The organism is Roseobacter cerffii (assembly GCF_054226325.1).
The window spans coordinates 320868-343885 of record NZ_CM135757.1 but is presented as its reverse complement, the minus strand read 5'-3'; the positions used below and the strand labels follow the sequence as shown (position 1 = coordinate 343885).

Genomic DNA, 23018 nt, shown 5'->3' with positions numbered 1-23018 from the left:
GGGCGGATCAGAGCATGCAGTTTGTGTCGCTTCCATGGTTTGCTTGGATGTGGGTGACGGTCACGCTCTATTGGCTGGTGCCGCGCGCAGCACGGCTCTATACGCTCGTGGCGCTCTCCTTCCTCTTTCTGTTGTCGATCTCACCGATTTCGGTCGCGCTGCTTTGTGCGTTCGTCGGCCTCTGCCATATGGTCGGCAACCGGGCACGGGTGAGCGGCCCAGTCCTGATCGCGGCCATCGCAACGATGGTGTTGGCCCTGATCTGGTTCAAGCTGGGCATCACGATCGACAGCAGCAACTTGGCCGAGACTGTCGTGATCCCGCTTGGCCTGAGCTACTACACGTTCCGATCCGTACACTTTCTGATGGAGCGTTTTGCCGACCGGCAGCCACCCTGCAGTTTCCGGGATCTCGTCGCTTATCTGTTTTTCCTGCCGACTTTCGTGATCGGCCCGATTCACCGCATTGATGACTTTCTCCGCGATCTGAAGCGGCAAAGGTTCGACAGCGTGCTGCTCTCAGAGGGTGCCGAGCGGATCCTCTACGGCTATGTCAAGATCAGTGTGCTGAGCAATTTTCTGGTGCAGCGGCAATTCGGCGACTGGATCGCCGGTCTGCCCGAGCAGGACGGTGCGTTGGTGGCCTATCTCACCGTCGTTCAGACCGGTCTGAACATCTATTTGCAGTTCTCCGGGCACTCCGACATCGCCATCGGCTTCGCACGGCTGCTCGGCTTCCGGATCATCGAGAATTTCAACTGGCCCTATCTGCAAACCAATATCAGCAGCTTCTGGCGGGCCTGGCATATCTCGCTCTCCCGGTGGTGCCGTGACTATATCTATGACTCAGTCGTCAGCGTCACGCGGTGGCCCGCGCTGGGGGCGCTCATGACGATGTTCGTGATCGGCATGTGGCACGAGATCTCGATGCGCTATCTGTATTGGGGTCTGTATCACGGGCTCGGGATCGTCGTGTGGCAGTATTGGCAAACGGTGAAAACCACCTGGTTGCCCCCCGTGCCGACGCGATACGTCCCTGTCACCGATGCGATCAGCATCCTCTTGACCGTACATTTTGTCTGGTTGAGCTTCGTAATCGTCAGCGTCCCGCATCCGGCTGATGCGATCGATGTCTATCGCACGCTTCTGGGAGTTTTGTTTTGATGTATGGATATTTGAACGCCCGGTTTGGACCAAAGGTCGCAACAGTGCTCTGCGGTATCTGGTTTGCCGCGCTGATCATCGCCGCCGGTCTTTGCAGTTTCGAGGCGCCGGCGCCTTTCGGGTACAACGGGCGATGAGGTTCTTCGGAGCAAATCGAGAGCGGAAGAGCGAGTTGACCTTTGTGCTCGTTCTTCTTGGCGTGCTTTTTCTGAGCCTCGGGCTCGCCGAAGCCGTGCTGCGCTCGCAGGGCGTGTTGATTTCAGGCCCGCTTGACGAGGACTTCGATTGGGCGCGGTTTCGGGACGAGGTCGGCGTTTCAGATGATCAGCTCAGCACCTACGGCTTCGTGCCAAACAGCACATTCGGGGATATCGAGATCAATGCACGTGGCAATCGCGGACCAGATGTCGAGCTGCCAAAGCCAGAGGGCCGGGCCCGCCTCGCTGTGCTCGGCACCAGCACGATCCTCGGGCCGGGCTTGCCGCAAGACCAGACGATACCGGCCCAGTTGGTAGGGATATTGAACGAACAAGCATCGGCGTGCAGTTTCGACTACGTGTCGATCTCCGGACCCGCCTATGGTTTTGATGATCTGCGGCAACTCTTTGGCCGCCTACCCCCGACTCTGGGTATTGACGCCATTGTGCTGGTGCACCCCGGGTACAGCCCGAGTCTCGAACGCTTGCAAAGGGCGACTGCGGATGCGGAGAGACCCGACCCAATCGCAGGAGAGCACTTGCCGTTGCTGGGCAAACTCAAACTCTACTGGCAGCTTCGCAATTACACGCCCTATTGGCGTGCGAGCGGACGAGGCAGCCCCGGCGAAGCCGTCGCGCAAGAGGTCGAGGCGTTGGAGCGCCTGCTGGCGACCTTTGGCACGACCGATGTCTTCTACTTCGAGAGTTTCGCAAAAAACCGTCAAGCAGAGGACGGTATCCGCGCCCTCTGGAGGACGGCGTCCGCATCAATTTTTGATGGCGCAAACGCTCTCTCTCATTCAACCGCACTGCAGGCCATCGCACCGGTTCCGACGAATTACCTCTCGGGCTCACATTATTCGGCGCAAGGGGCCCGGCAAGCCGCGGAGAGGATCGCATCGGTCCTCACCGCATCTCCCGAGTTTGAGAGTGCGACCTGCCGGTAACCACTTCGCGGGACCGATGTCGGTTTGTAGGTGCGAAGCAAGCTATCAGACGGACGCGACTTCTGCGCCGCCAATCTTGTTCTTTGACGTGATGAACTGACCGCCGGTATCCATCAATGCGTCCGTGCGCAGTTTGAGCGCCGCCGTCGAGGCGGCGGTTTCCTCGAACATCGCGACATTCTGCTGTGTGACCTCATCGAGCTGCGTCATGGTGGTGCTCACCTGTTCCAGCGCGCCGGTTTGTTCAACCGTCGCCGATGCAACCGTGGTCATCGCAGCATTCAGCCCATCGATGAACTCCGAGATCTGCGCGATTGCATCACCGGTCTGATCGACCTGCGCTGCACCCGTCACGACCTGGGCTTCGCTGGCTGCAATCAGATCGTTGATTTCGCTCGCGGCATTCGCTGCGCGTTGCGCAAGTGCCCGCACCTCCGAGGCGACAACGCTGAACCCGCGCCCACTCTCACCGGCACGCGCTGCTTCGACGCCGGCATTCAGCGCCAATAGATTGGTCTGAAATGAGATGTCGTCGATGAGCGACGTGACCTTGGAGATCTCGCGCGACGCCTCGACGATCGACTTCATCGAGCTCACGGCTTTCTTTACAATGTCGCCCGACTGCTCGGCGATCTGCATAGCTTGACCAGTAAGGTCCCGCGCATCCCCTGCCTGCTCCGCGACCGACCGGACCGAGGCAGAAAGCTGGGCGACAGCGCTCGACGACTCTTGCAGAGACATGGCTTGCGTCTCGGTCCGTTTGGCCAAGGATTCGGTTGCGCCTGCAATCGCATTGGTATCGAGATCAATCGCCCCTGCATTTTCAAGCACCGCATCGACCAGCTTGGCGATCTGCATCAGCGAGGCGTTGAAGGCATCCTGCAGGGCAAGGAAGGCGCCTTTGAACTCGCCATCCATCCGCGCGCTCAAATCGCCATCGTGCATCTTGCGCGTGACGGCAAAAATAGCATCAACGCCGGTTTCAATCGATTCCAGAAGGTCATCCACGTGACGACTGACCAAGGCGAGGTCCTCGTGAGTCGTCTCCATCGAGACGCGTGTTGAGAAATCGCCGTTGCCCGCAGCCTGCGAGACCAGCCCGATCTTCTCTTGTAGCGCGTCCTGCTCTTTCTGCCGTTTCGCGCTCTCAGCGGCGACGCGAGCCTGCTCTTCCTGCAGCGCCTTCTGCTCGGCGAGCATGCGGGTTTGTTCCTCTGCCATCGCGCGATGCTCCTCGGCGGCCTTCTCAGCTGCCTTCGTCAGATCGATGTTCCGGATGAGCGACTGGCGGAAAGAGCTTGCTGCCGTTGCGATCCGTCCGATCTCGGTATTGCTTGCAAGATCGTCGAAAGTGACCGCTGTGTCGCCGCCGGCGAGCGTCGATATGCGGCCGGAGATATCCTGCGCCGGACCGACGGCGGAGCGGTGCAGGACAAATCCGATGCCAATCGCCATACCTCCGCAGATCGTCGCGGTCGCGATCGCGATGGCGAGGCCCATCAGCTTGGACCACCGGATGTCATCATCGAGATCCCGGGTCTGCTCATAAAGGTTCACATCAACGGTCGAATCGAGCTTGGCCAACGCATCGAGGGCGGGGCCGTCGGAGATCTTCACCAAGGCGTCGATCTCGGTCGCCGTCAGCCCGTTTGCAACGGCCTCCTGCGCGTCCTGCAGCGCGCTTCGATAGGCCGCAACAGTCCCTGCCAGTGCGTCGAGCGCTGCAATCTCAGCGTCACTGTTCAGCTCCGCACGATAATACTCGAGGTCTTTCTCCGCCCGGTCGAGCGCCGCTTCGATCTTTGCCACGCGAGCTTCGTCCTTCCGGAGAACATAATTCTTGAACTGGTGGATCATCCCGCCGAACCCCATTGCGGCACGCAGATCGTTCAGCAGACCGGATTTGCTTCGATTTTCTGAGCCCGGCGGCAGGGCCGTTGCCTCTGCATAAGCCTGCCGCTGCTGTTCGGAGATCTCGGCAAGGGCGTCTAGCGCCGGGCCATCATCGATCTTGACCGCGCTATCGATCTCTTCCGGTGTCGCACCTGCCTCGAAGAGGGTCCTGGCTTCATCTGTCTTCTCTTCGTAGGCCAAAATGACGCTTGTGATGCGTTCCGCATGAACACGGTTTTCCGCACTGGTAAGCGCAAGACGCTGCAACGATGTCTTTGCAGCATGCGCCTCGTCAAAGACCGCTTCATAGTGTCGCTCGGTCCCGCGCAGGACATAATTCTTAAAAGAGTGGATGAGCCCACCATATCCCATGTAGGTGACGACCTCGCGCAACTCGATGCCAACGGGATCAGCCGAGTGTGACAGCACCCCCGCATCACGTTCGGATTCGCTCAGAAGAAAGACGATGACCGCGGCGCAGGCGGTTAGGACCAGCCCCATGGACGTCAGCGCCAGAACGATCAGGCGAGACAAGTTTTTCAGAGAGGTCTGTTGGAGCGAGTCGAGCGGCATCGTGGCCTCCTTGTGGCACTTAGATGAAACCCCGCATACGATAGAATACACTAATAGTTTCTTTACTCAGAAGCGCTCCGAACGATGTAAGCGCACGACATCATTCATTTTTTCCAATGCGGCTCGCGCAAGCGAAGAGATGCCGATTGCACACGCAAAACGCGAAACGAGTGACTGACGCGGTTTCACATGCCGGTTACACTCCAAACCTATCCAGCCCGGACACACGAACCAAAGGACCCACCATGTCGATGTCACTCAACCGTCGCGGCTTTCTGGCCAGCACTGCAGGCTTCATCGCGCTGCATCCGTTCTCGGCCAATGCCAGCACAAACCAGGCGCATCTGCGCATCATGGAGACCACGGACCTGCACGTGCATGTCTTTCCCTACGACTACTACGGTGACAAACCGGTGGACACGGTTGGGTTGGCACGGACGGCGGCGCTGATCCAGGGCATTCGTGATGAGTCGTCCAACGCGCTTCTCATTGACAACGGCGACTTCCTGCAGGGCAACCCGATGGGTGACTACATCGCCTACGAGCGCGGGATGAAAGAGGGTGATTTGCATCCGGTCATCCAGGCGATGAACACACTGGGCTTCGATGCGTCGACGCTGGGCAATCACGAGTTCAACTACGGGCTCGATTTCCTGATGAAGTCACTTGCGGGCGCGGACTTCCCGGTGGTCAGCGCAAATGTGGCACTGGAATTGGGCAGTGATCCGACACAGGATAAGACGCTGATTCCGCCGTATGTGATCCTCGATCATACAGTTACGGATGGTGCGGGTGCGGATCACGCGATCAAGGTGGGCCTGATCGGGTTTGTCCCGCCGCAGATCATGAATTGGGACCGCCGTCATCTGGAAGGCAAGGTACAGGCGCGCGATATTCTCGAGACCGCACAGGCCTACCTTCCGCAGATGAAGGAAGAGGGCGCGGACATTATCGTTGTGCTCTCGCACTCCGGCATCGGCTCACCCAATGCCAGTGACGGCATGGAGAACGCAGCCGTTCCGCTGGCCGCATTGGATGGGGTCGATGCGATCCTGACAGGACACAGCCATCTCGTCTTCCCTTCGCCTGAATACGACGGCTTTGCGGGCGTCGATGTGGCTGCGGGTACTGTCATGGGCACGCCCGCCACCATGGGGGGCTTCTGGGGCAACCATATGGGGCTTATCGATCTGCTGATCGAAAAGGACGGCAACGAATGGCGCGTCGTCTCTTCCAGCTCCGAAGCGCGGCCCATCTCGAAACGCAACGAAGACCGCAGTGTGACGCCTCTGGTCGAGAGCGATGACGCCGTACTGGCGTCGGTGCAAACGGAGCATGACGAGACACTTGCCTATGTGCGGCGCGCGGTCGGCAAGACGGACGCGCCGTTGCACAGCTACTTTGCCCTGGTGGCGGACGATCCGTCAGTGCAGATCGTGTCCATCGCCCAGCTCTGGTACATCGAGCAGATGCTGAAGGGCACTGAACACGAAGGTCTGCCCATTCTTTCCGCCGCCGCCCCCTTCAAGGCCGGAGGTCGCGGCGGGCCGGAATATTTCACCGACGTGCCCGCCGGCGATGTGGCGATCAAGAACGTAGCCGACCTCTATCTCTACCCCAACACCACGCGGGCCGTGCGGGTCACTGGGCAGCAGGTCAAGGACTGGCTGGAGCGGTCGGCAGGCATCTTCAACCGCGTCGAGCCGGGCGCACAGGACGCGCCGCTCATCAACGCCTCCTTCCCGAGCTACAACTTCGATGTGATCGATGGGGTCGAGTATCAGATCGATCTGTCGCAGCCCTCGAAATACGATCCGAAGGGCGAATTGCTGGACCCTGAGGCCAATCGGATCGTGAACCTGACCTACAACGGTGAGCCGCTAGATATGGAGGCAGAGTTCATCATCGCCACCAACAACTACCGCGCCGGTGGCGGCGGCAAGTTCCCCGGTGCCACGCCCGAAACAGTCATCTTCGAAGGGCCCGACACGAACCGCGATGTGATCGTGCGCTACATCGTGGAGAAGGGGACAATCAGTCCGCGGGCGGACAGCAACTGGTCCTTCGCGCCGATGGAGGGCACGACCGTCCTGTTCGACACCGGGCCAGCGGCAAAAGCCTACCTCGATCAGGTGGATGCCGAGATCGAGGCCGCGGGCGACGGGCCAGATGGGTTTGCCCGCTTCCGGATCAGCCTTTGATCCTCGCAGGTTATCCAAGGCGGGGTCAGGTCGACTTCGACCCGACCTCGCCCGGCCAACACGAGCCATTGTCTAAGAAGAAGGGCCGTGGGGCATCGGCATCCGCAAGGGCCGCAGCCCCATAGGACGTTGATACCCACAGATTTCGCGGCGCCCGCGCTCAAGACCGTTGCGTATTATCTCGACCGCTGCCAGCACCTGCTGCAACTGGTTCGCCGGGAGAACACCGCGGCCGATCTGCTGGTCACGCAAATCGCCCCGGACGGTTTCGATACCGGGACTCATCTTGCCATCGCGATCCAATTCGCCGCCCGCGCGGCGGGCCCGCCGGCAGGGGTGCAGGTTCCCGAGATACCGGATGCAATCAGCGTGCGAAGCCTCACGCGCTATCATGACGAAACGGCCATGCTGGTTGCACGCATCACACCGGACCAATTGCGCTATGTGGTCTCTCACACTGCTGGGCAAGCCGCGCTAACTCAGGAGCCAGAGGACTACATCCTCCGCTTTGCACTGCCGAATATGATCTTCCATCTGTCGATGACCTATGCGGCCCTGCGCGTCGCCGGGCTGGACCTGGGAAAAGCGGACTTCGACGCGCTACACGAGTACGGAGGAACGATCTAACCTCAGGTTCTCGGCCAAGTAGTACAAAGCCGCGCAGCGCACAACTATTTGCACAATTTTTGAGCAGAGGGTCGCAAGCCCGCTCCGAAACCCCTGTTTTCCATGGCGCAGGCCGACAAAGCGGATTTTGATCGACATTGCAGGATGTCTAGGGTTCCGCCTCTCGCAGAGGGCCAGGTCCGAGAGATATCGCTGTCCGGCGACAGACCGGGCAGTACACGGCGGGGCAAAATCCCGGGAGGCTACTGCGCTGGTTTGACCCGCGCTCCGCTCATGCCCTCCACGCGGTCATTCCATTCGACAAGAACCAATGGGGACCGAAGATGAAAAAACTGACAGCACTGACCGCAATCGCCTTGTGCCTTGGCACGGGTGCCTTTGCGCAGGAAAAGACCGAATTCAAAGTGGCCTGGTCGATCTACGTGGGCTGGATGCCCTGGGGCTACCTCGAAGAGAGCGGCATCATGGACAAATGGGCCGACAAATACGGGATCGACGTCGAGATCGTACAGATCAACGACTACATCGAGTCGATCAACCAGTATACGGCGGGCCAGTTCGATGGAGTCTCCGCTACGAATATGGACACGCTCTCGATCCCTTCGGGTGGTGGCGTGGACACCACCGCGCTGATCGTGGGCGACTATTCCAACGGCAATGACGCGGTGATCCTGAAGGGCGATGGCGATTTGGCCAGCCTCAAGGACATGCCGGTCAATCTCGTGGAGCTCTCGGTGTCGCATTATCTTCTGGCGCGCGGCCTCGACAGTGTCGGTCTTGCCGAGTCCGATCTGGGCGGGGTGATCAACACATCCGACGCCGATATGATCGCGGCGTTCGCGACCGAAGATGTGCAGGCGGTTGTGACCTGGAACCCATTGGTCTCGTCCATTCTCGAAGACCCGAAGGCGACGAAACTCTTCGACAGCTCCGACATCCCCGGCGAGATCATCGACCTGATGGTGGTGAACACCGAAACCCTGGAGGCCAATCCTGACTTCGGCAAGGCGATGGCCGGGGCTTGGTATGAAGTCATGGGCCTGATGGCAGCGGGTGATGAAGAGGTGCTCACGGCAATGGCCGAAGCCTCGGGGACGGATCTGGCGGGTTACAAGGCGCAGCTGGCTTCGACCGAGATGTTCTATGATCCCGCAGACGCGGTGACCTTCACCTCCAGCGCGGAGCTACCAAAGACCATGCTCAGCGTCGCCGAGTTCCTCTTTGACAAAGGCATTCTGGGCGAAGGCGCGCCCTCAGCCGATTTCGTGGGCGTCGCCTATCCGGACGGCAGCACGACGGGGGATGAGAACAACGTGATGTTCCGCTTCGACACGACCTACATGCAAATGGCCGCAGACGGCGCGCTCTGAGCAAGAGTGTCCGCCCCCCTTTTTTTTGGGGGGCGGGACCTACAGATGCGGATCATCAATCTAAAACCGAGCCGGCCGCTTGCGGTGTTTCTGATGCTCTTACCCTTCGTGGGGGTCTTCGTGGCCTACGCCATCGGCTCGGAAATCCGTCTGGCCGCGAACCCCTCGGACAAGCTCCTGCCCGCGCCAGGCACAGTCTGGGACACAGCGTGGCGCCTGATCACCGAACCGGACCGCCGAAGCGGGCGCATCCTCTTCTGGCATGACACCTGGGCCAGTCTGCAACGGCTCGCACTGGGTGTCGGTATCTCCGCCTTCATCGGGTTGATCTTTGGTTTGGCCATTGGACTGTTGCCTCTGATGCGCAGCTTTCTGGCACAGTTCGTGGCGGTGCTGTCGATGATCCCTCCGCTCGCACTGCTACCAATATTGTTCATCGTCTTCGGCCTTGGCGAACTCTCCAAAGTCGTTCTTATTATTGTGGGCACCCTGCCCTTCCTGATCCGGGACCTCAGCCAGCGGGTCATCGAAGTGCCACAGGAGATGATCGTCAAGGCTCAGACCTTGGGAGCTTCAAGCTGGGTTATCGCACTGCGCGTGGCCCTGCCGCAGTTGATGCCGCGCCTGATCCTCGCCGTGCGCCTGTCGCTCGGGCCCGCCTGGCTCTTCCTGATTGCGGCGGAGGCCATCGCGTCGGATCTCGGCCTTGGCTATCGCATCTTCCTCGTCCGCCGCTATCTCGCAATGGACGTGATCCTGACTTACGTCATCTGGATCACGCTGCTCGCCTTCCTGATCGACTGGGCCCTGCGACGGGCGTCGCGGCGGTTCTTCCCCTGGACGGAGGAGGGCCTGTGAGCTTCGTGACTGTCCAGAACATCTTCCAGAGCTATGGGCGTCGCACGATCATCGAGCGGGTCAATCTGGAGGCGCAAGAAGGCGAGTTTCTCTCAATCGTTGGCGCCTCGGGCTGCGGCAAATCCACCTTCTTGCGGCTTTTGCTAGCGCAGGAGCGGCCCACGCGCGGAGAAATTCGCATTGCAGGCGCCGACCCCGCGCGCGAGCCCGGTTTGGACCGTGGTATCGTCTTCCAGCGCTATTCCGTCTTTCCGCATATGACGGTGCGGGAGAATATCGTTTCGGGCGAGAGCTTCCGTAGCCCGTGGGGCTGGTTTTTCGGCACGGCCCGCAAGGAGGCGCAAGCCCGCGCTGATGAAACTCTCGCACGCATCGGGCTGGATCACGTGGCCGATCAGTACCCCGCGACATTGTCGGGCGGCATGCAGCAGCGGCTGGCCATCGGTCAGGCGCTGACGGCCAAGCCGCGCGTGCTGCTGCTCGACGAACCCTTCGGCGCGCTCGATCCAGGCACGCGGCTGTCAATGCATGGCTTCCTGCAAGATCTGCGCGCCGAGACCGGCATGACCGTCTTCATGGTCACCCATGATCTGGAGGAGGCTTTCAAGCTCGGCGATCGGGTGCTTGTCTTCGACAAGCCGCGCTGGGACCCGCATGATCCCAACCTCTACGGCGCAACCATCACGTACGATTTTGATGCCCGCGATGGCGGCATCCCATTTCAAACACTCAAGGAGGACACCCATGTTTTGCAGGCCAACGGATAGGAGCCGGTCGCATCATCCGCGCGATCAGCACCGCGACGGGCGCCGCGCGCACCACCCCGATCTGACCAAGCTGCGCGGCTGGAAGGCGATGCAGGCCGAGGGCGACATCCCCGAAAGCGGATGGGAGCAGGAAAAGAAATGGGCGCTGCGCATGGGGCTGACGGGGGCCGACAGCATTGAGGACAAATCGATCCCGACCTTCGCGCGGGGCGAGCTGCCGCATTACGCAGGCATCAACACCTTTCTCAAGGCGCCCTACGCCGAGGATGTGACCGAAGTGAAGGACTATGACGCCACCGTGCTGGGCATCCCCTTTGACGGTGGCACGACCTACCGCGCGGGCACGCGGTTCGGTCCGCAGGGGGTCCGCAAGATCTCGGCGCTCTACACGCCCTACAACTACGAAATGGGCATCGATCTGCGCGAGCAAATGACGCTTTGTGACGCGGGTGATGTGTTCACGATCCCCGCCAACATCGAAAAGACCTTTGACCAGATCAGCCGCGCGGTCAGCCACGTGACCTCCTCCGGCTCGCTGCCGATCATGATCGGCGGTGACCACTCCATCGGCTTTCCCTGCGTGCGCGGCATTGCGGAGTGCACCTCGAAGAAGATCGGTATCGTGCATTTCGACCGCCATGCGGACATCCAAGAGAAAGACCTGGACGAGCGGATGCACACGACTCCGTGGTTCCACTCCACAAACCTGCCGAACGTGCCCGCCAAGAACCTCGTGCAGGTGGGCATCGGCGGCTGGCAGGTCCCACGCGAGGCGGTGAAGGTCGCGCGCGAGCGCGAGACCAACATCATCACCATGGGTGACATGGAGAAAATGGGCGTCGACAAGACCGCCGAGATGGCGCTCGAGATGGCCTGGGACGGGGTCGACATGGTCTATATGTCCTTCGACATCGACAGCATCGACTGCGGGTTTGTCCCCGGCACAGGCTGGCCGGAACCGGGAGGTTTCCTGCCGCGTGAAGCGCTGGCCCTCGCCTCGAAGGTGGCCGCCGAAGGCATCTGCGGAATGGAGCTGGTCGAGGTGGCACCGCCTTACGATCAGTCCGAGATCACGGCGCTGATGGGCACGCGGGTGATTGTCGACGTGCTGGGCTCGCTCGTTGCCGCTGGCAAGATGGGGGCGCACAAGCGGCACATCGACAAGCCGGTCGATATCCCCCACGGAGACTTCGAAGGAAAGCGCTGGTCCAATGCCACATGACATCGTGAACGGCCATATCGGCCACAACCATGACCACCCGGACCACCTGCACAGTCATATGCATGAGGCCGACAACGCAGCGGAACTGCAGGTGCTCACCGAGCAATTCATCGACGGGTTCGTCGCGGCGAAGGACAAGATGTCCTATCTGCGCATCGCCGGAGTGCCGCTGGAGATCGACGCGCCCGGCGGCGGGCCGTCGATGAAGCTGGTGGACGTAAAGCTGAGCACCGAATGGCAGGTGGGCACGGCCTCGCCCTCCTTTGGCTCGCGCGAGCTCAGCTATCTGCCCTATCCCGGAGAGATGGTGACGGAGCGCACCAACATGGGCTTCATCTACGTCTCGCTCGACGCCAAGCATGTCACTGACCTGCGCAGCTTTCTCCAAACTCATCCCGCTTCCGGAAAGGACACCGCATGAAATATCTCGCACCCCTAATCGCGCTTGTCGCTGCCACACCCGCCTTCGCCCATCATGAAGCAGAGCTTGCGGCTGCCTCTCCGCTGGGGCTGATCGCGGGCGTGGCTCTGACGACACTCGCCGGTTTCGTCGCAGTAGGCCTGCGCCGTCGGTCCTGAAAACCATCGCCGCTAGACCGATGACACGCGGTCTGGCGGCACGTCTTCAAAAGACCAAGTTCATCATGAGCAGGGAAACGATCAGGAATAGGATCGTCATGACCCCGCCGCTTTTCATGAAATCCGTCACTTTGTAGCCTGCCGGGCCCATGATAAGCGCGTTCACTTGGTGCGTCGGGATTAGAAATGAGTTCGATGTCGAGATCGCCACGGTCAGCGCAAAGATCGCCGGATCGCCACCCGCGGCAACGGCAATCGACACCGCCAGAGGCACCAGAAGCACCGTGGCCCCCACATTCGACATGATCAGCGTGAAGGCGGTGGCCAGCACGGCGACCCCCGCCTGCAATGACCATAAGGGCCATCCATTCAGCAGCGCCAGTATCTGCTGCGCAATCCATTCCGCCGTCCCCGTCGTCTGCACCGCCTGGCCCAGCGGGATCAGACTGGCCAACAAGAAGACGGTGCTCCAACTGACAGCTGCGTAGGCATCATCGATGTCAAGCACGCCGGTCAAGATCATGCCGACCGCACCCGTCAAGAGACACAACGACAGGCGCAGATCGGTAAAGAGGATGAGCGAGATCGAAATAAGAAAGAAAACGAGCGCCCAGCCAACTTTCTTCGGGCGCAGCTCCTCCTGCGGGAAATCGGTGGTCACCACCACGAAGTCCCGATCACGCGTCAGCCGCGTGAGCGCTTCCCAAGTGCTGTGGATCACCAGCGTGTCACCGGCATGGAACGGCACCTCGCCCACGGCGGTGGGCGCATGGTCCTCGGTTTCGACATAGCTCATGGTCTCTTCATCGCGGTGGATGGCGAGCAGGCTGGCCCCGTAGGTCTTGCGAAAGACCAGATCATGGGCGCATTTGCCGATCACTGACGACCCGGGCGGAACAACCATCTCGGCCACACCGGATTTGGTAGGCGCGTAGTCCTCGGCAAAGACGTCGAGCTGTGGATGCAGAATGTAGCCACCTTCGACCACCATCTGGTCGATCACTTTCTTGCGCCCCAAAACCGCAATCCGGCAAGGCGCGGTGATCTGGGTCTGGATCACCGGCGCAAACCAGCGTTTGCCCTGATAGGCGCTGCCGATGATGTAGATGTGATAGCGCTGCATCACATCGTCGAATGTCTCTCCCACGCAGTCATGCCCGGCGGGGATACTGATCTCGAAAATATCGGTCTTCAGACCATAGATGCTCTTGAGGTACTCTTTCAGCGAGGTCCCGCTTGTTGCGTCGCCTTCCTTGCGCCCCGATGGCAAGACCCACCGGCCAAATACCACGAAATAGAGAATGCCGGTAATCACCAGTGAAATGCCGACCGGGGTGACCGAGAAGAGCCCGAAGGGCGTCATCTGCTGATCTGCGGGCAGCCCGGCATTTGCGCTGAGCAGCAGATCATTGAGCAGGATCAGCGGTGACGACCCCACCATCGTCATCGTTCCACCGAGAATGGCGCAGAACCCCATCGGCATCAGCAACCGGCTGAGCGGCAGTTCGGTGCGCACCGAGATCCGGCTGACAACCGGGAGAAAAAGTGCGGCAGCACCGACGTTCTGCATAAACGATGAGATCACCCCGACCGTGCCTGAAATGATCGGGATAATCCGCGTCTCGGTTTTGCCCCCATGTTTCAGGATCACCGAGGCGACTTTGCTCATCAGCCCGGTCTTGTCGAGACCCGCGCCGATGATCATCACCGCAATGATCGAGACCACCGCATTGGAGGCGAGCCCATCGAAAAGACGGCTGACGTCCGCCAACGAATTGAGCGCAGGAATCTGGCTCAGCAGACCCAGCAGGACCATCACCATGATCGCGGCCAGATCTATGCGAACGATTTCGGACACAAACAAAAAGACTGTAAATGCCAGCAGGCCAAGCACCACTGACATCTCAAAAGTAAGACTTATGGGTTCCACTGCTCTTCTCCCCTTGCCTTTTGTTACCATTCGAACAGCGGTTTGCGCAATAAACTGTCGGGCCAGTATCTTTTTTCGATCAATGGCCTATGTTATCGGCCTGAGCGATCATTGCGGTCACTAACATACGCCACCGTACTGAGCGCGCAGAGAATGCAACGATCGGGATGATCTGACCGGAGGGCATGCACGATGTTGAGGAAAATCCTGGTTCCTGTGCGGGGTGACGGGCTGGTCGAAACCGTTCTCGGTCACGCGGCCACACTTGCGCGAAAACACAATGCGCATATCGTCGTGGCCCATTGTCGGGCCCGGGCGGAAGACCTGATGCCCTATGGCGTTCCCATGCCGTCTTTCGCTCGCAAGACCATGCTGAAGCAGGCGCAGGAGTTGGCCGATCAACAGGAACAGAGCCTTCGAGAAGAGCTGCATGAACTCGCACAGAAGCTCGGTCTGGATGAGACTGCAGCGGCGGCGGACAACAGCACAACTGTGGAGTTCGTGGAAGAGCACGGTCGTATGGCCGATGTGATCAAACACAACGGACGTCTGGCCGACCTCATCGTCGTAGCCAAGCCAGACCGCGACAGCAACGTGGGGACAAACTCGCTTAAATCCGGCCTGTTCCAGACCGGTCGCCCGGTGCTGATGTGCCCGACCGGTGGCACGGTACCAGCGGACTTCTGTGACCGGATCGCCGTGGCATGGAACGGCTCGCTCGAAGCATCGCGTGCGGTGGCTCTGACGCTCGACCTCGTGGCTTCAGCAGGGTCGGTTATCATCCTCGCGGGTGGTCGCGGAGAACCGCATGGCGCAACGGCGGAAGAACTGGTCGACTACTACAAATTACGCGGCATATCTGCCGATGTTCGCCGCTTTGACGCCGAGTCGCCGGGAGTCGCGCTGCTCGACCACGCGAAGGACGTCGGCGCCGGCCTTCTGGTGATGGGAGCCTACAGCACCAGCCACGAACGCGAGACACTCTTTGGCGGAAACACCCAAGCAGTTGTGGATGACGCCGACATTCCCGTTGGGCTGGCACATTGAGTTTCGCGCAGCAATAAAATAATAGTTGAAATCATCTTCACGCAAGATAGTTACCCTTTCACCAGTAGCGCGGACGGGCTTTGGCAATGCGACCCATGCCCATAAGACAGGATTGGAGGAGCTGATATGAGATTTACAAAACGTCATCTTTTGGGGGGTCTGGCGGCCAGTTTGATGGTCGCGGCACCGGGATTTGCCTTCGCAGACGGTTGGCAGCCGCGAAAACCGATTGACTTCACCATCATGGCGGGCCCTGGCGGTGGCGCGGATCAGATCGCACGGTTCATTCAGTCAGTTGCGGAGAAGAAGGACCTGACAAATCGACCGCTGGTGCCCAACAACAAGGGTGGCGGCTCAGGCGCCGAAGCGCTGATCCATGTCAGTGGCACCAATGATCCCGATCACACGATCCTGGTGACACTGAACTCTTTCTTCACGACGCCGCTCCGGCAAGCCAATCTCGGCATCGACATTCAAACGTTCACGCCAATCGCAATGATGGGCGTCGATCCATTCGTTTTGTGGATGCACAAGGACTCCGGGATCACGACGTTCGAGGAGTATGTCGAGGAAGTAAAGTCCATGAATGGCGAGTTCGTAATGGGTGGCACCGGGGCAGGCCAGGAGGATTCTATCGTGATTGCCTATATGTCCGACGCCTATGATCTCGACATCAAGTACATCCCCTATGATGGCGGCGGTGCCGTGGCCAAGGACCTCGCGGGCAAGCAGATCATGGCCACCGTGAACAACCCCGCCGAAGCCAAGGGCTTTTATGAAGCGGGTGACTTCGTGCCGCTGCTTGCCTTCTCGGACGAACGCATGCCAGCCTATCCGGATGTGCCCACCATCAAGGAAAAAGGTCACGACTTCTCATACTACAACCAGCGGGCTGTTGTCGGCGCGCCAGGCATGTCGGATGAGGCCGCGGCCTATTATCAGGATATCTTCACTCAGATCTTCGAAAGTGAGGAGTGGCAGGGGTATCTGGAATCCGAAAGCCTCTCCCCGCTTTGGATGGATGCTGCTGCGCAACAGGACTACTGGGGCCTGCAGGTTGAGAACCACAAGAAACTGCTGGCAGCACTCGGCGAGTAAAACCGCCGGGCATTGACCGCGAAGACAAAAAGATGAGGGCCAGATGCGTATCGGTGAGGTCGTAACCGCGGGCATTCTGGCCCTTTTCTCGATCTATCTGATGTGGAAGAGCACGGAGCTTCCGATCGGATACATCGCTGGGCGAGGTCCGGGTGGGGGCGCGTGGCCCTTCTGGTTGTCGGCGATCATGCTGCTCTGCTGCGTGATGATCGCGATCAACTGGTGGCGGGGCACCAGCCCGCCGTCCCAATCATCAGAGCCGGTTCTGGACGCACATGGATGGCGGATGCTCATCCTCGTGGGCGGCGGCATCGTGGTCTTCGTGGCACTGGTCAACATCATCTCGATGTACGGTGCCGTTGCGGTGTTTCTGCTCTATTACGTGAAGTACCTGGGTCGGCACGGCTGGGGCCTCAGCCTGTCGCTCGCGTTGATCACGCCGCTCGCGTTTTTCTTTTTCTTCGAAGGTGCCATGCGGATCACGATGCCTAGCGGGATGCCCTTCACCGACCCCGTCTTCAACGTTCTCTACGAGATCATCTACTGAGAACCCCGCATCGATTTGGTAAGGACTCCGGCTGACTATGGACATCCTCGCGCTTCTTGCTGACGGCATGCTGCTTGCCCTGCAGCCGCTGAACCTCACCATGATCGTCATAGGAGTCAGCGTGGGCCTGCTGATCGGCGCGATGCCGGGTCTGGGATCGGTGAACGGCGTGGCAATCCTGCTGCCGGTGACCTTCCTGGTCCCTCCCGGGTCGGCGATCATCTTCCTCGCGGCGATCTACTATGGGGCCATGTACGGTGGTGCGATCTCATCGGTCACCCTTGGCATTCCCGGCGCCTCCACGGCCGTCGCGACAACCTTTGATGGACGACCGCTCGCCAAACAGGGGCGCGCCAGCCTCGCACTGGTGACAGCGGCGTTGGCCTCCTTCATCGGTGGCACGGTCGCGAACATGCTGTTCACGCTCTTTGCACCGGCGCTCGCATCAGTTGCACTGTCCTTCGGGCCGCCCGAGGTCTTTGCACTCATGTTGCTCGCCTTCGCCACCTTCGTGGGCCTAGGCGGTGACGATATTCCAAAGACGATCTTCTCCATCTGTTTCGGGCTGGTCCTTGGGTCCGTCGGCTTTGATCAAATCTCCGGCGCCCCGCGTTTAGTCCTTTTCGAGATGAACGGCTTCCTGCAGGGCATCGGCTTTCTGGTCCTGGCCATCGGAGTGTATGGCATTGGCGAGATGCTTTGGACCATCGAACAGTCGCGGGGTGAGGTCACCAAGACCACCCCCAAGATGACCGTGAAGGGCATGGCCTCGGATGCCAAGGAGGCCACGAAACGCGGCTGGAAGGGGACCTTTGTCGGCTCCTTCCTCGGCTTCTTCGTCGGGGTGCTTCCCGCCGCTGGTGCGACGCCGGGCTCGTTGATGTCCTATGGCGTCGCCAAGATGATCTCGCGCAAACCCGAGACCTTCGGCCAGGGCAACCCGGATGGCGTCGCCGCGCCTGAGGCCGCCAACAACTCTGCGTCCACAGGGTCGATGTTGCCGATGCTGACGCTGGGCATCCCAGGCTCGCCGACCACCGCCATTCTGCTCGGGGGTATGGTGATCTGGGGGCTGACGCCTGGACCACGGCTCTTCATCGATGAACAAGAGTTCGTCTGGGGGCTCATCGGATCGTTCTACGTGTCGAATGCCGCCGCGGTACTGATCAACCTGGCCTTCATCCCGCTCTTCATCTGGATGCTGCGTATGCCCTTCACGGTGCTCGCCCCGATGATCTTCGTGCTGTCCATTGTCGGCGGCTATGCGGCGACGCGGGACATGTTCGACATCTGGCTCATGGTGATCTTCGGGATCGGAGCCTTCTTCCTGCGGAAGTTCGACTACCCGCTGGCCCCCGCCGTTCTGGCCATCGTGCTCGGGCCCATCGCCGAGCCAACGTTGCGGCAATCGCTGCTGTTGTCCTCGGGCGATCCGTCGATCTTCTTCACGCGGCCCATCGCGGGGCCGATCACGATTGTTGCCTTGATCCTGATCTTCCTGCCCGCATTCAAGATGCTGCGCCGAGGTCGAAAGACCGCATAGGCTCAGGTGTAAAGCCCGGCGACCCGACCCCGCAGCTTGATCAGCCCCAAGACTGTATCAATTGTGGGCGTCGGTGTGTCAGTCACGCGCCCGAGCTCCTGCACAGAGCCTACCAAAGCGTCGATCTCCATCGGGCGCCCGGCGTCGAGGTCCTGCAGCATCGAGGTCCGATGCGCGCCCACATCTGCACCGCCCTGAATGCGACGATCTACGTCGATGGGGAACTTCACGCCAAGCTTCTCGGCGATCTCCTGCGCTTCGAGCATCATGTTCAGCGCCACCGTGCGCGTGTCGGGGTCGGTGCAGAGCACATCGAGCGTCGCGTGAGTCAGCGCCGAGATCGGATTGAACGAGAGGTTGCCCCAGAGCTTGACCCAAATCTCGTCGCGCAGCTTGGGGCGGACCGGAGCTTTTAGACCCGCCGCGCTCAGCGCTTTGGAAAGCGCCATCGCCCGGTCGGACTTCGATCCATCCGGCTCGCCTAAAGAAAAGCGATTGCCTTCGATGTGCTTGACGACGCCGGGCTCACTCACCTCGGCCGCCGGATAGACCACACAGCCCAAAACGCGGTCCGGCCCGAAGCCATTCCACTGCGCATCGCCGGGATCAACGCTCGCCAGGCGCGTGCCTTCCAGCGGCCCACCGATCTTGTGAAAGTACCACCAAGGCACGCCGTTCACTCCCGAGACGATGGTGGTCTCCGGCCCAATGAGCGGCTGCATCTTGTCGACCACAGGCGGCACCGAATGCGCCTTGAGCGTCACGATTACATAGTCCTGCGGGCCGAGATCATTCGGGTCCTCCGAGACGGTAACGGGCACGGTCGTCTGCTCGCTCTCCTCGATCAGGGTCAGCCCATTTGCCTGCATCGCCGCCAGGTGCGGACCGCGCGCCACGAGGCTCACATCGGCGCCCGCCTGTGCGAGTTTTGCACCCATGTATCCGCCAATGGCGCCCGCTCCAAATATGCAGATCTTCATGATACCGCTTCTTTGACCAGTCCGAGTTTCTCAGCGAGCCCGATCCGCTGCAGCTTGCCCGTTGCGCCCTTCGGGATCTCGTCGAGGATCACCACCTTGCGCGGCACCTTGAAATCCGCCAACCGCTCGGCGGCGAAATCGCGGATTGCCCGGTCACCTGTCTCGGCCCCTTCGCGCAGCACTATGGCGGCAGCAACCTCCTCGCCCAGTTTTGGGTGCGGCACGGCAAAGGTCAGCGCCTGGGCAACATCCGGGTGGGCGGAGAGAACATCGTCCACCTCCAAGGGGCTGACCTTCTCACCCCCCCGGTTGATGATCTCCTTCAACCGACCGGTGAGCGCAAGATACCCATCAGGATCGAATGCGCCCTGGTCGCCGGTCCGGAACCACCGCTTGCCCTCCGCCTCGAAAAAGGCCCCGGCATTAGCGGTCGGGTTGTTCTCATATCCCGGCGTGACATTGGGGCCCGAGATCACGACCTCACCCACCGCATCACCGTCAAGCAGATGTGCCTCGGCCTCATGCGCAATCCGAACGTCCGGACCCGCGGGCAGACCCACCGCGCCGGGCTTCTGGACGCCGGGCGGCAGCGGGTTGGAACACATCTGATGCGCGGCCTCGGTCATGCCATAGCCTTCAATCACCGGCGCACCGAATGTCTCGGCCAGTTTGGTCATGACCGGACCGGGCAGTGACGCAGAAGACGAGCGCAGGAAGCGCAGCCGCGCATTCTCGATCACATCGGTATTGCGGCCCGCGCGTGACAGGATCGCCTGGTGCATGGTTGGCACCGCCGTGTACCAGGTGGGGTCAGCATCGCGGACCCACCCGAAGAATTTCAAAGCGTCAAATCCCGGTGCGCACCAGACTTGCCCACCAGCGGCAAACGTGGCCGAGACCGCCGCCACCAGCCCGTGAATGTGAAAAAGTGGCATCACATTGAGGCACCGATCCTCCGGTGTAAGGTTCAACGACGCCGCGATGTTGCGCGCCGAGGCCGCGACATTCGATTGCAAAAGCGGGACGATCTTGGGCCGGGAGGTCGTACCCGAGGTGTGCAGGATCAGAGCCACATCGGCGACATCGGGCTTTGAGTCAACTCCCGCAGCAGCGGTGCCTTCGGCTTCGAGGTGGAAACTGCCCGCAGGGGCGGCGTCGTCCTTCTCCAGCCGCAGAACCGCAATGCCAAGCTTCTGCGCGGCGGCAAAGGCAGGGCCGTCGTCTCCCTCAAGGAGTACCAACGCCTTGGCGTTCAGATCCTCCAGATAGAAAGAGAATTCCTCTTCCCGATAGGCCGGGTTAAGCGGCGCAGTAACGGCGGCCTGCGCGATAGTGAAGAACGCAGCGGCCATTTCGGGCCCGTTGTGCAGCACAATCGCCACCCTGTCGCCCGCGCCAATGCCCGCGGCGTCGAGCGACCCGCGCACGGTGTCCGACAACTGTCGCAGACCGTCATATGTGAGCCATTCGCGGTCGGGCGCCCCAAGCGCCGGGGCCGTGCCCGGATGGTCCGAGATGAGATCGCTGATGGTTTCCGGCACGGTAGTCCTCCCAAAATCGCCGTCTGCTTGGACATAGCTTGATACAGATTGATCGCAATAGACAAGCAAGGATCGGACAACAAGAGGATGGGCAAAGGCCGCGGTTTAAGGAAGCACGCTCTGCGCAGCGCTTTATCTCAATTCTAGACATTTAGAGTGATTCTGGACATTAAATCTATTTCTTATGGAAACCGGTCACCGCACCGAGTGTCCGCCCGACCTGATCAAGGAAGAAACCATGACCGCTTCTGCCGCTGTTCTCCGCCAGGCTGCCTTCTCCGTATCCGCGCAGCGGCGGATCGCCCCATTTCTGAGCGAGACACCCTGCATCCCATCACGCCGGTCCCTTGATGACGGCACGCAACTGCTCTTCAAGGCAGAAAATCTGCAGCGCACCGGGTCGTTCAAATTCCGCGGCGCCCTATCAAAACTGACGTCCCTGAGCACCGACACCCCGATCATCACTGCCTCCTCGGGCAATCACGGGCTGGCGCTGAGCACGGCGGCGAAGATCACGGGCCATGAGCTGACGGTCGTGCTGCCCGAAACGGTTGCGCGCGAGAAGCTCAACAAGATCGAAGCGCTGGGTGTCGAAACCATATTGCACTCGGACGACTCAGGCCTAGCCGAACAGCACGCGCGCGCTCTGGCTAAGACCGAAGGCAAGATCTATGTCTCTCCCTACAACGATGAGACGGTCATTGCGGGTCAGGGCACCATTGGGCTGGAGCTGCTGCGACAGGTGCCCAAGCTCGACGTTGTTTTCATTTCAATAGGTGGCGGCGGGCTGATCTCGGGCATTGGCTCCGTGCTGAAGGCGTTTTCGCCGCAGACCAGGGTGATCGGGGTGAGCACGGCCAATTCGGCAGCGCTCGACGCGAGCATCCGCGCGGGCCGGGTGATCGAGGTGGCACACGACATCACACTCGCCGATGGCTGCGCCGGAGGAATCGACGACGGGACGGTCACATTGGCCTTGGCAGGCGAGGTCGTCGATGAGCTCATCACCTGTTCGGAAGATCAGATTGCGGATGGTGTGCGGTCGATCGCCTGGGAGGAGAAGATGCTGGTCGAAGGCTCAGCGGGGATGGCGCTTGCACCATGGCGGGCAGACCCGGCTCGTTTCGCGGGGCTGAACAGCGCAGTCGTCTTGTGCGGGGCAAACTTCGACAAGGATGTCATCCTGCCCGTGATTGATGACCGATCATGACACTTTGGCCATCTAGAACAACTCCGGAGGAGGCCTGCCATGGCACGTCGGGACGTTAGCGGCATCGCGCGGGCGCTTGTCGAACTCTTCGCCCCGTTTTGCGAAGTCATCGTACATGATCTGAGCTCCGGGACCGTCACCTGTGTCGAAGGAACACAATCTGGCCGCTTGGTCGGCGATCCGTCTTACCTGGAAGAGCTGGGCATCGAAAACTGGGCGGAGGACGTCCACGGACCCTATCGCAAAACCATGCCGGACGGGCGCGCGATCAAATCCATCAGCGTGGTGTTGCGAGACCCGGACGGCACCGCCGATGCCTTATTATGCATCAATATGGATGTGTCGCAGTTTGAGGGGGCGAAGGCTGTGCTGGCCGCGCTCACCTCCATTCCCGCGTCAGAGGCCGCGCATCCACTTGCGACCGATTGGCTGGAAGAGTTGCACCGCTTTGTCGCCACCTGGTGCGCGAGAAATGGTTTGCTGCTGAAAGACCTGCAGCCAGAGCCCCGCAAACAGCTGATTTCCGAACTGGCGCAACAAGGCACGTTCGACCGAAAACGCGCAGCACAGGCTGTGGCGCGTGCCTTGGGTGTCAGCCGGGCGACGGTCTATCAGGACCTAAAGCAGCTCGCCGGCGCGAACCCACGGTCCGGTTCGTCGGCGCCGTAGCCGCTCTCACCATCTGGCGCCTGTATGGGGGCATCCGCCGAGGCGTCGCCCCCACA

Annotated in this window: 20 protein-coding genes and 1 riboswitch; of the genes, 16 read left to right on the top strand and 4 right to left on the bottom strand. The window is 60.6% G+C overall.

The genetic code is table 11. The features are described 5' to 3' along the window. Positions 1 to 14 precede the first annotated feature (14 nt). Both ACVC7O_RS01650 and ACVC7O_RS01645 read left to right on the top strand, forming a co-directional pair. Positions 15 to 1163: an MBOAT family O-acyltransferase gene (locus ACVC7O_RS01650; protein WP_458324373.1), complete on the top strand. Its 1149-nt coding sequence runs from the start codon at positions 15 to 17 to the stop codon at positions 1161 to 1163. 172 nt (positions 1164 to 1335) lie between these two features. After that, on the top strand, positions 1336 to 2307 hold the full coding sequence (locus ACVC7O_RS01645) for a hypothetical protein (RefSeq protein ID WP_458324372.1): 972 nt from the start codon (positions 1336 to 1338) through the stop codon (positions 2305 to 2307). A 45-nt stretch (positions 2308 to 2352) separates the two neighbouring features. On the opposite strand, the gene ACVC7O_RS01640 is transcribed toward ACVC7O_RS01645, so the two are convergent. Further along, complete coding sequence (locus ACVC7O_RS01640) at positions 2353 to 4773, bottom strand: methyl-accepting chemotaxis protein (RefSeq protein ID WP_458324371.1); 2421 nt, start codon at positions 4771 to 4773, stop codon at positions 2353 to 2355. A gap of 245 nt (positions 4774 to 5018) precedes the next feature. Here ACVC7O_RS01640 and ACVC7O_RS01635 point away from each other — a divergent pair, with 245 nt between their 5' ends. From ACVC7O_RS01635 to ACVC7O_RS01600, 8 genes are all read left to right on the top strand, one after another. Then, entirely contained in the window at positions 5019 to 6974 is a 1956-nt protein-coding gene (locus ACVC7O_RS01635; protein WP_458324370.1) for a bifunctional 2',3'-cyclic-nucleotide 2'-phosphodiesterase/3'-nucleotidase, read from the top strand. Between the two features lie 87 nt (positions 6975 to 7061). Further along, positions 7062 to 7601 (top strand): DUF1993 family protein, encoded by a 540-nt coding sequence (locus ACVC7O_RS01630; protein WP_458324369.1) that lies wholly within the window; start codon positions 7062 to 7064, stop codon positions 7599 to 7601. A gap of 137 nt (positions 7602 to 7738) precedes the next feature. Continuing rightward, positions 7739 to 7844: riboswitch (guanidine-I (ykkC/yxkD leader) on the top strand. A gap of 80 nt (positions 7845 to 7924) precedes the next feature. Further along, the gene (locus ACVC7O_RS01625) at positions 7925 to 8971 is read left to right on the top strand and encodes a putative urea ABC transporter substrate-binding protein (RefSeq protein ID WP_458324368.1); all 1047 of its coding nucleotides are present in this window, start codon (positions 7925 to 7927) and stop codon (positions 8969 to 8971) included. A 45-nt stretch (positions 8972 to 9016) separates the two neighbouring features. After that, complete coding sequence (locus tag ACVC7O_RS01620; protein WP_458324367.1) at positions 9017 to 9829, top strand: ABC transporter permease; 813 nt, start codon at positions 9017 to 9019, stop codon at positions 9827 to 9829. Beyond that, the gene (locus tag ACVC7O_RS01615; RefSeq protein WP_458324366.1) at positions 9826 to 10596 is read left to right on the top strand and encodes an ABC transporter ATP-binding protein; all 771 of its coding nucleotides are present in this window, start codon (positions 9826 to 9828) and stop codon (positions 10594 to 10596) included. Before ACVC7O_RS01620 ends, ACVC7O_RS01615 begins: the two co-directional genes overlap by 4 nt. After that, positions 10574 to 11818 (top strand): agmatinase family protein, encoded by a 1245-nt coding sequence (locus ACVC7O_RS01610; protein WP_458324365.1) that lies wholly within the window; start codon positions 10574 to 10576, stop codon positions 11816 to 11818. Before ACVC7O_RS01615 ends, ACVC7O_RS01610 begins: the two co-directional genes overlap by 23 nt. Further along, positions 11808 to 12239, top strand: a complete 432-nt coding sequence (locus ACVC7O_RS01605) for a hypothetical protein (RefSeq protein WP_458324364.1) — start codon at positions 11808 to 11810, stop codon at positions 12237 to 12239. The genes ACVC7O_RS01610 and ACVC7O_RS01605 overlap by 11 nt, the downstream gene beginning before the upstream one ends. Beyond that, the gene (locus ACVC7O_RS01600; protein WP_458324363.1) at positions 12236 to 12397 is read left to right on the top strand and encodes a hypothetical protein; all 162 of its coding nucleotides are present in this window, start codon (positions 12236 to 12238) and stop codon (positions 12395 to 12397) included. The genes ACVC7O_RS01605 and ACVC7O_RS01600 overlap by 4 nt, the downstream gene beginning before the upstream one ends. 46 nt (positions 12398 to 12443) lie before the next feature. Here the strand turns inward: ACVC7O_RS01600 and ACVC7O_RS01595 are convergent, their stop codons facing one another. Then, positions 12444 to 14300, bottom strand: coding sequence for an SLC13 family permease (locus tag ACVC7O_RS01595; RefSeq protein ID WP_458326137.1), 1857 nt, complete (start codon positions 14298 to 14300; stop codon positions 12444 to 12446). Between the two features lie 219 nt (positions 14301 to 14519). On the opposite strand from ACVC7O_RS01595, the gene ACVC7O_RS01590 reads away from it, so the two are divergent. The 4 genes from ACVC7O_RS01590 (at position 14520) to ACVC7O_RS01575 (ending at position 18562) form a co-directional block, all read left to right on the top strand. Then, positions 14520 to 15374 carry a universal stress protein gene (locus ACVC7O_RS01590; RefSeq protein WP_458324362.1) on the top strand — a complete coding sequence of 285 codons (855 nt, stop codon included), beginning with the start codon at positions 14520 to 14522 and terminating at the stop codon, positions 15372 to 15374. A gap of 126 nt (positions 15375 to 15500) precedes the next feature. Further along, entirely contained in the window at positions 15501 to 16472 is a 972-nt protein-coding gene (locus ACVC7O_RS01585; RefSeq protein WP_458324361.1) for a Bug family tripartite tricarboxylate transporter substrate binding protein, read from the top strand. A 43-nt stretch (positions 16473 to 16515) separates the two neighbouring features. Further along, entirely contained in the window at positions 16516 to 17019 is a 504-nt protein-coding gene (locus ACVC7O_RS01580) for a tripartite tricarboxylate transporter TctB family protein (protein WP_458324360.1), read from the top strand. Between the two features lie 37 nt (positions 17020 to 17056). Then, positions 17057 to 18562, top strand: coding sequence for a tripartite tricarboxylate transporter permease (locus tag ACVC7O_RS01575; RefSeq protein WP_458324359.1), 1506 nt, complete (start codon positions 17057 to 17059; stop codon positions 18560 to 18562). Positions 18563 to 18564: 2 nt separating this feature from the next. Here ACVC7O_RS01575 and ACVC7O_RS01570 read toward each other — a convergent pair whose 3' ends face one another. Then, positions 18565 to 19542: a 2-dehydropantoate 2-reductase gene (locus tag ACVC7O_RS01570; protein ID WP_458324358.1), complete on the bottom strand. Its 978-nt coding sequence runs from the start codon at positions 19540 to 19542 to the stop codon at positions 18565 to 18567. Further along, a complete protein-coding gene (locus tag ACVC7O_RS01565; protein WP_458324357.1) occupies positions 19539 to 21083 on the bottom strand; it encodes an acyl--CoA ligase in 1545 nt (514 codons plus the stop codon). The genes ACVC7O_RS01570 and ACVC7O_RS01565 overlap by 4 nt, the downstream gene beginning before the upstream one ends. A gap of 238 nt (positions 21084 to 21321) precedes the next feature. Between ACVC7O_RS01565 and ACVC7O_RS01560 the strand changes: the two genes are divergently transcribed. Both ACVC7O_RS01560 and ACVC7O_RS01555 read left to right on the top strand, forming a co-directional pair. Next, the gene (locus ACVC7O_RS01560) at positions 21322 to 22293 is read left to right on the top strand and encodes a pyridoxal-phosphate dependent enzyme (protein ID WP_458324356.1); all 972 of its coding nucleotides are present in this window, start codon (positions 21322 to 21324) and stop codon (positions 22291 to 22293) included. Between the two features lie 39 nt (positions 22294 to 22332). Next, positions 22333 to 22962 (top strand): helix-turn-helix transcriptional regulator, encoded by a 630-nt coding sequence (locus tag ACVC7O_RS01555; protein ID WP_458324355.1) that lies wholly within the window; start codon positions 22333 to 22335, stop codon positions 22960 to 22962. The last annotated feature ends 56 nt before the right edge of the window (positions 22963 to 23018 follow it).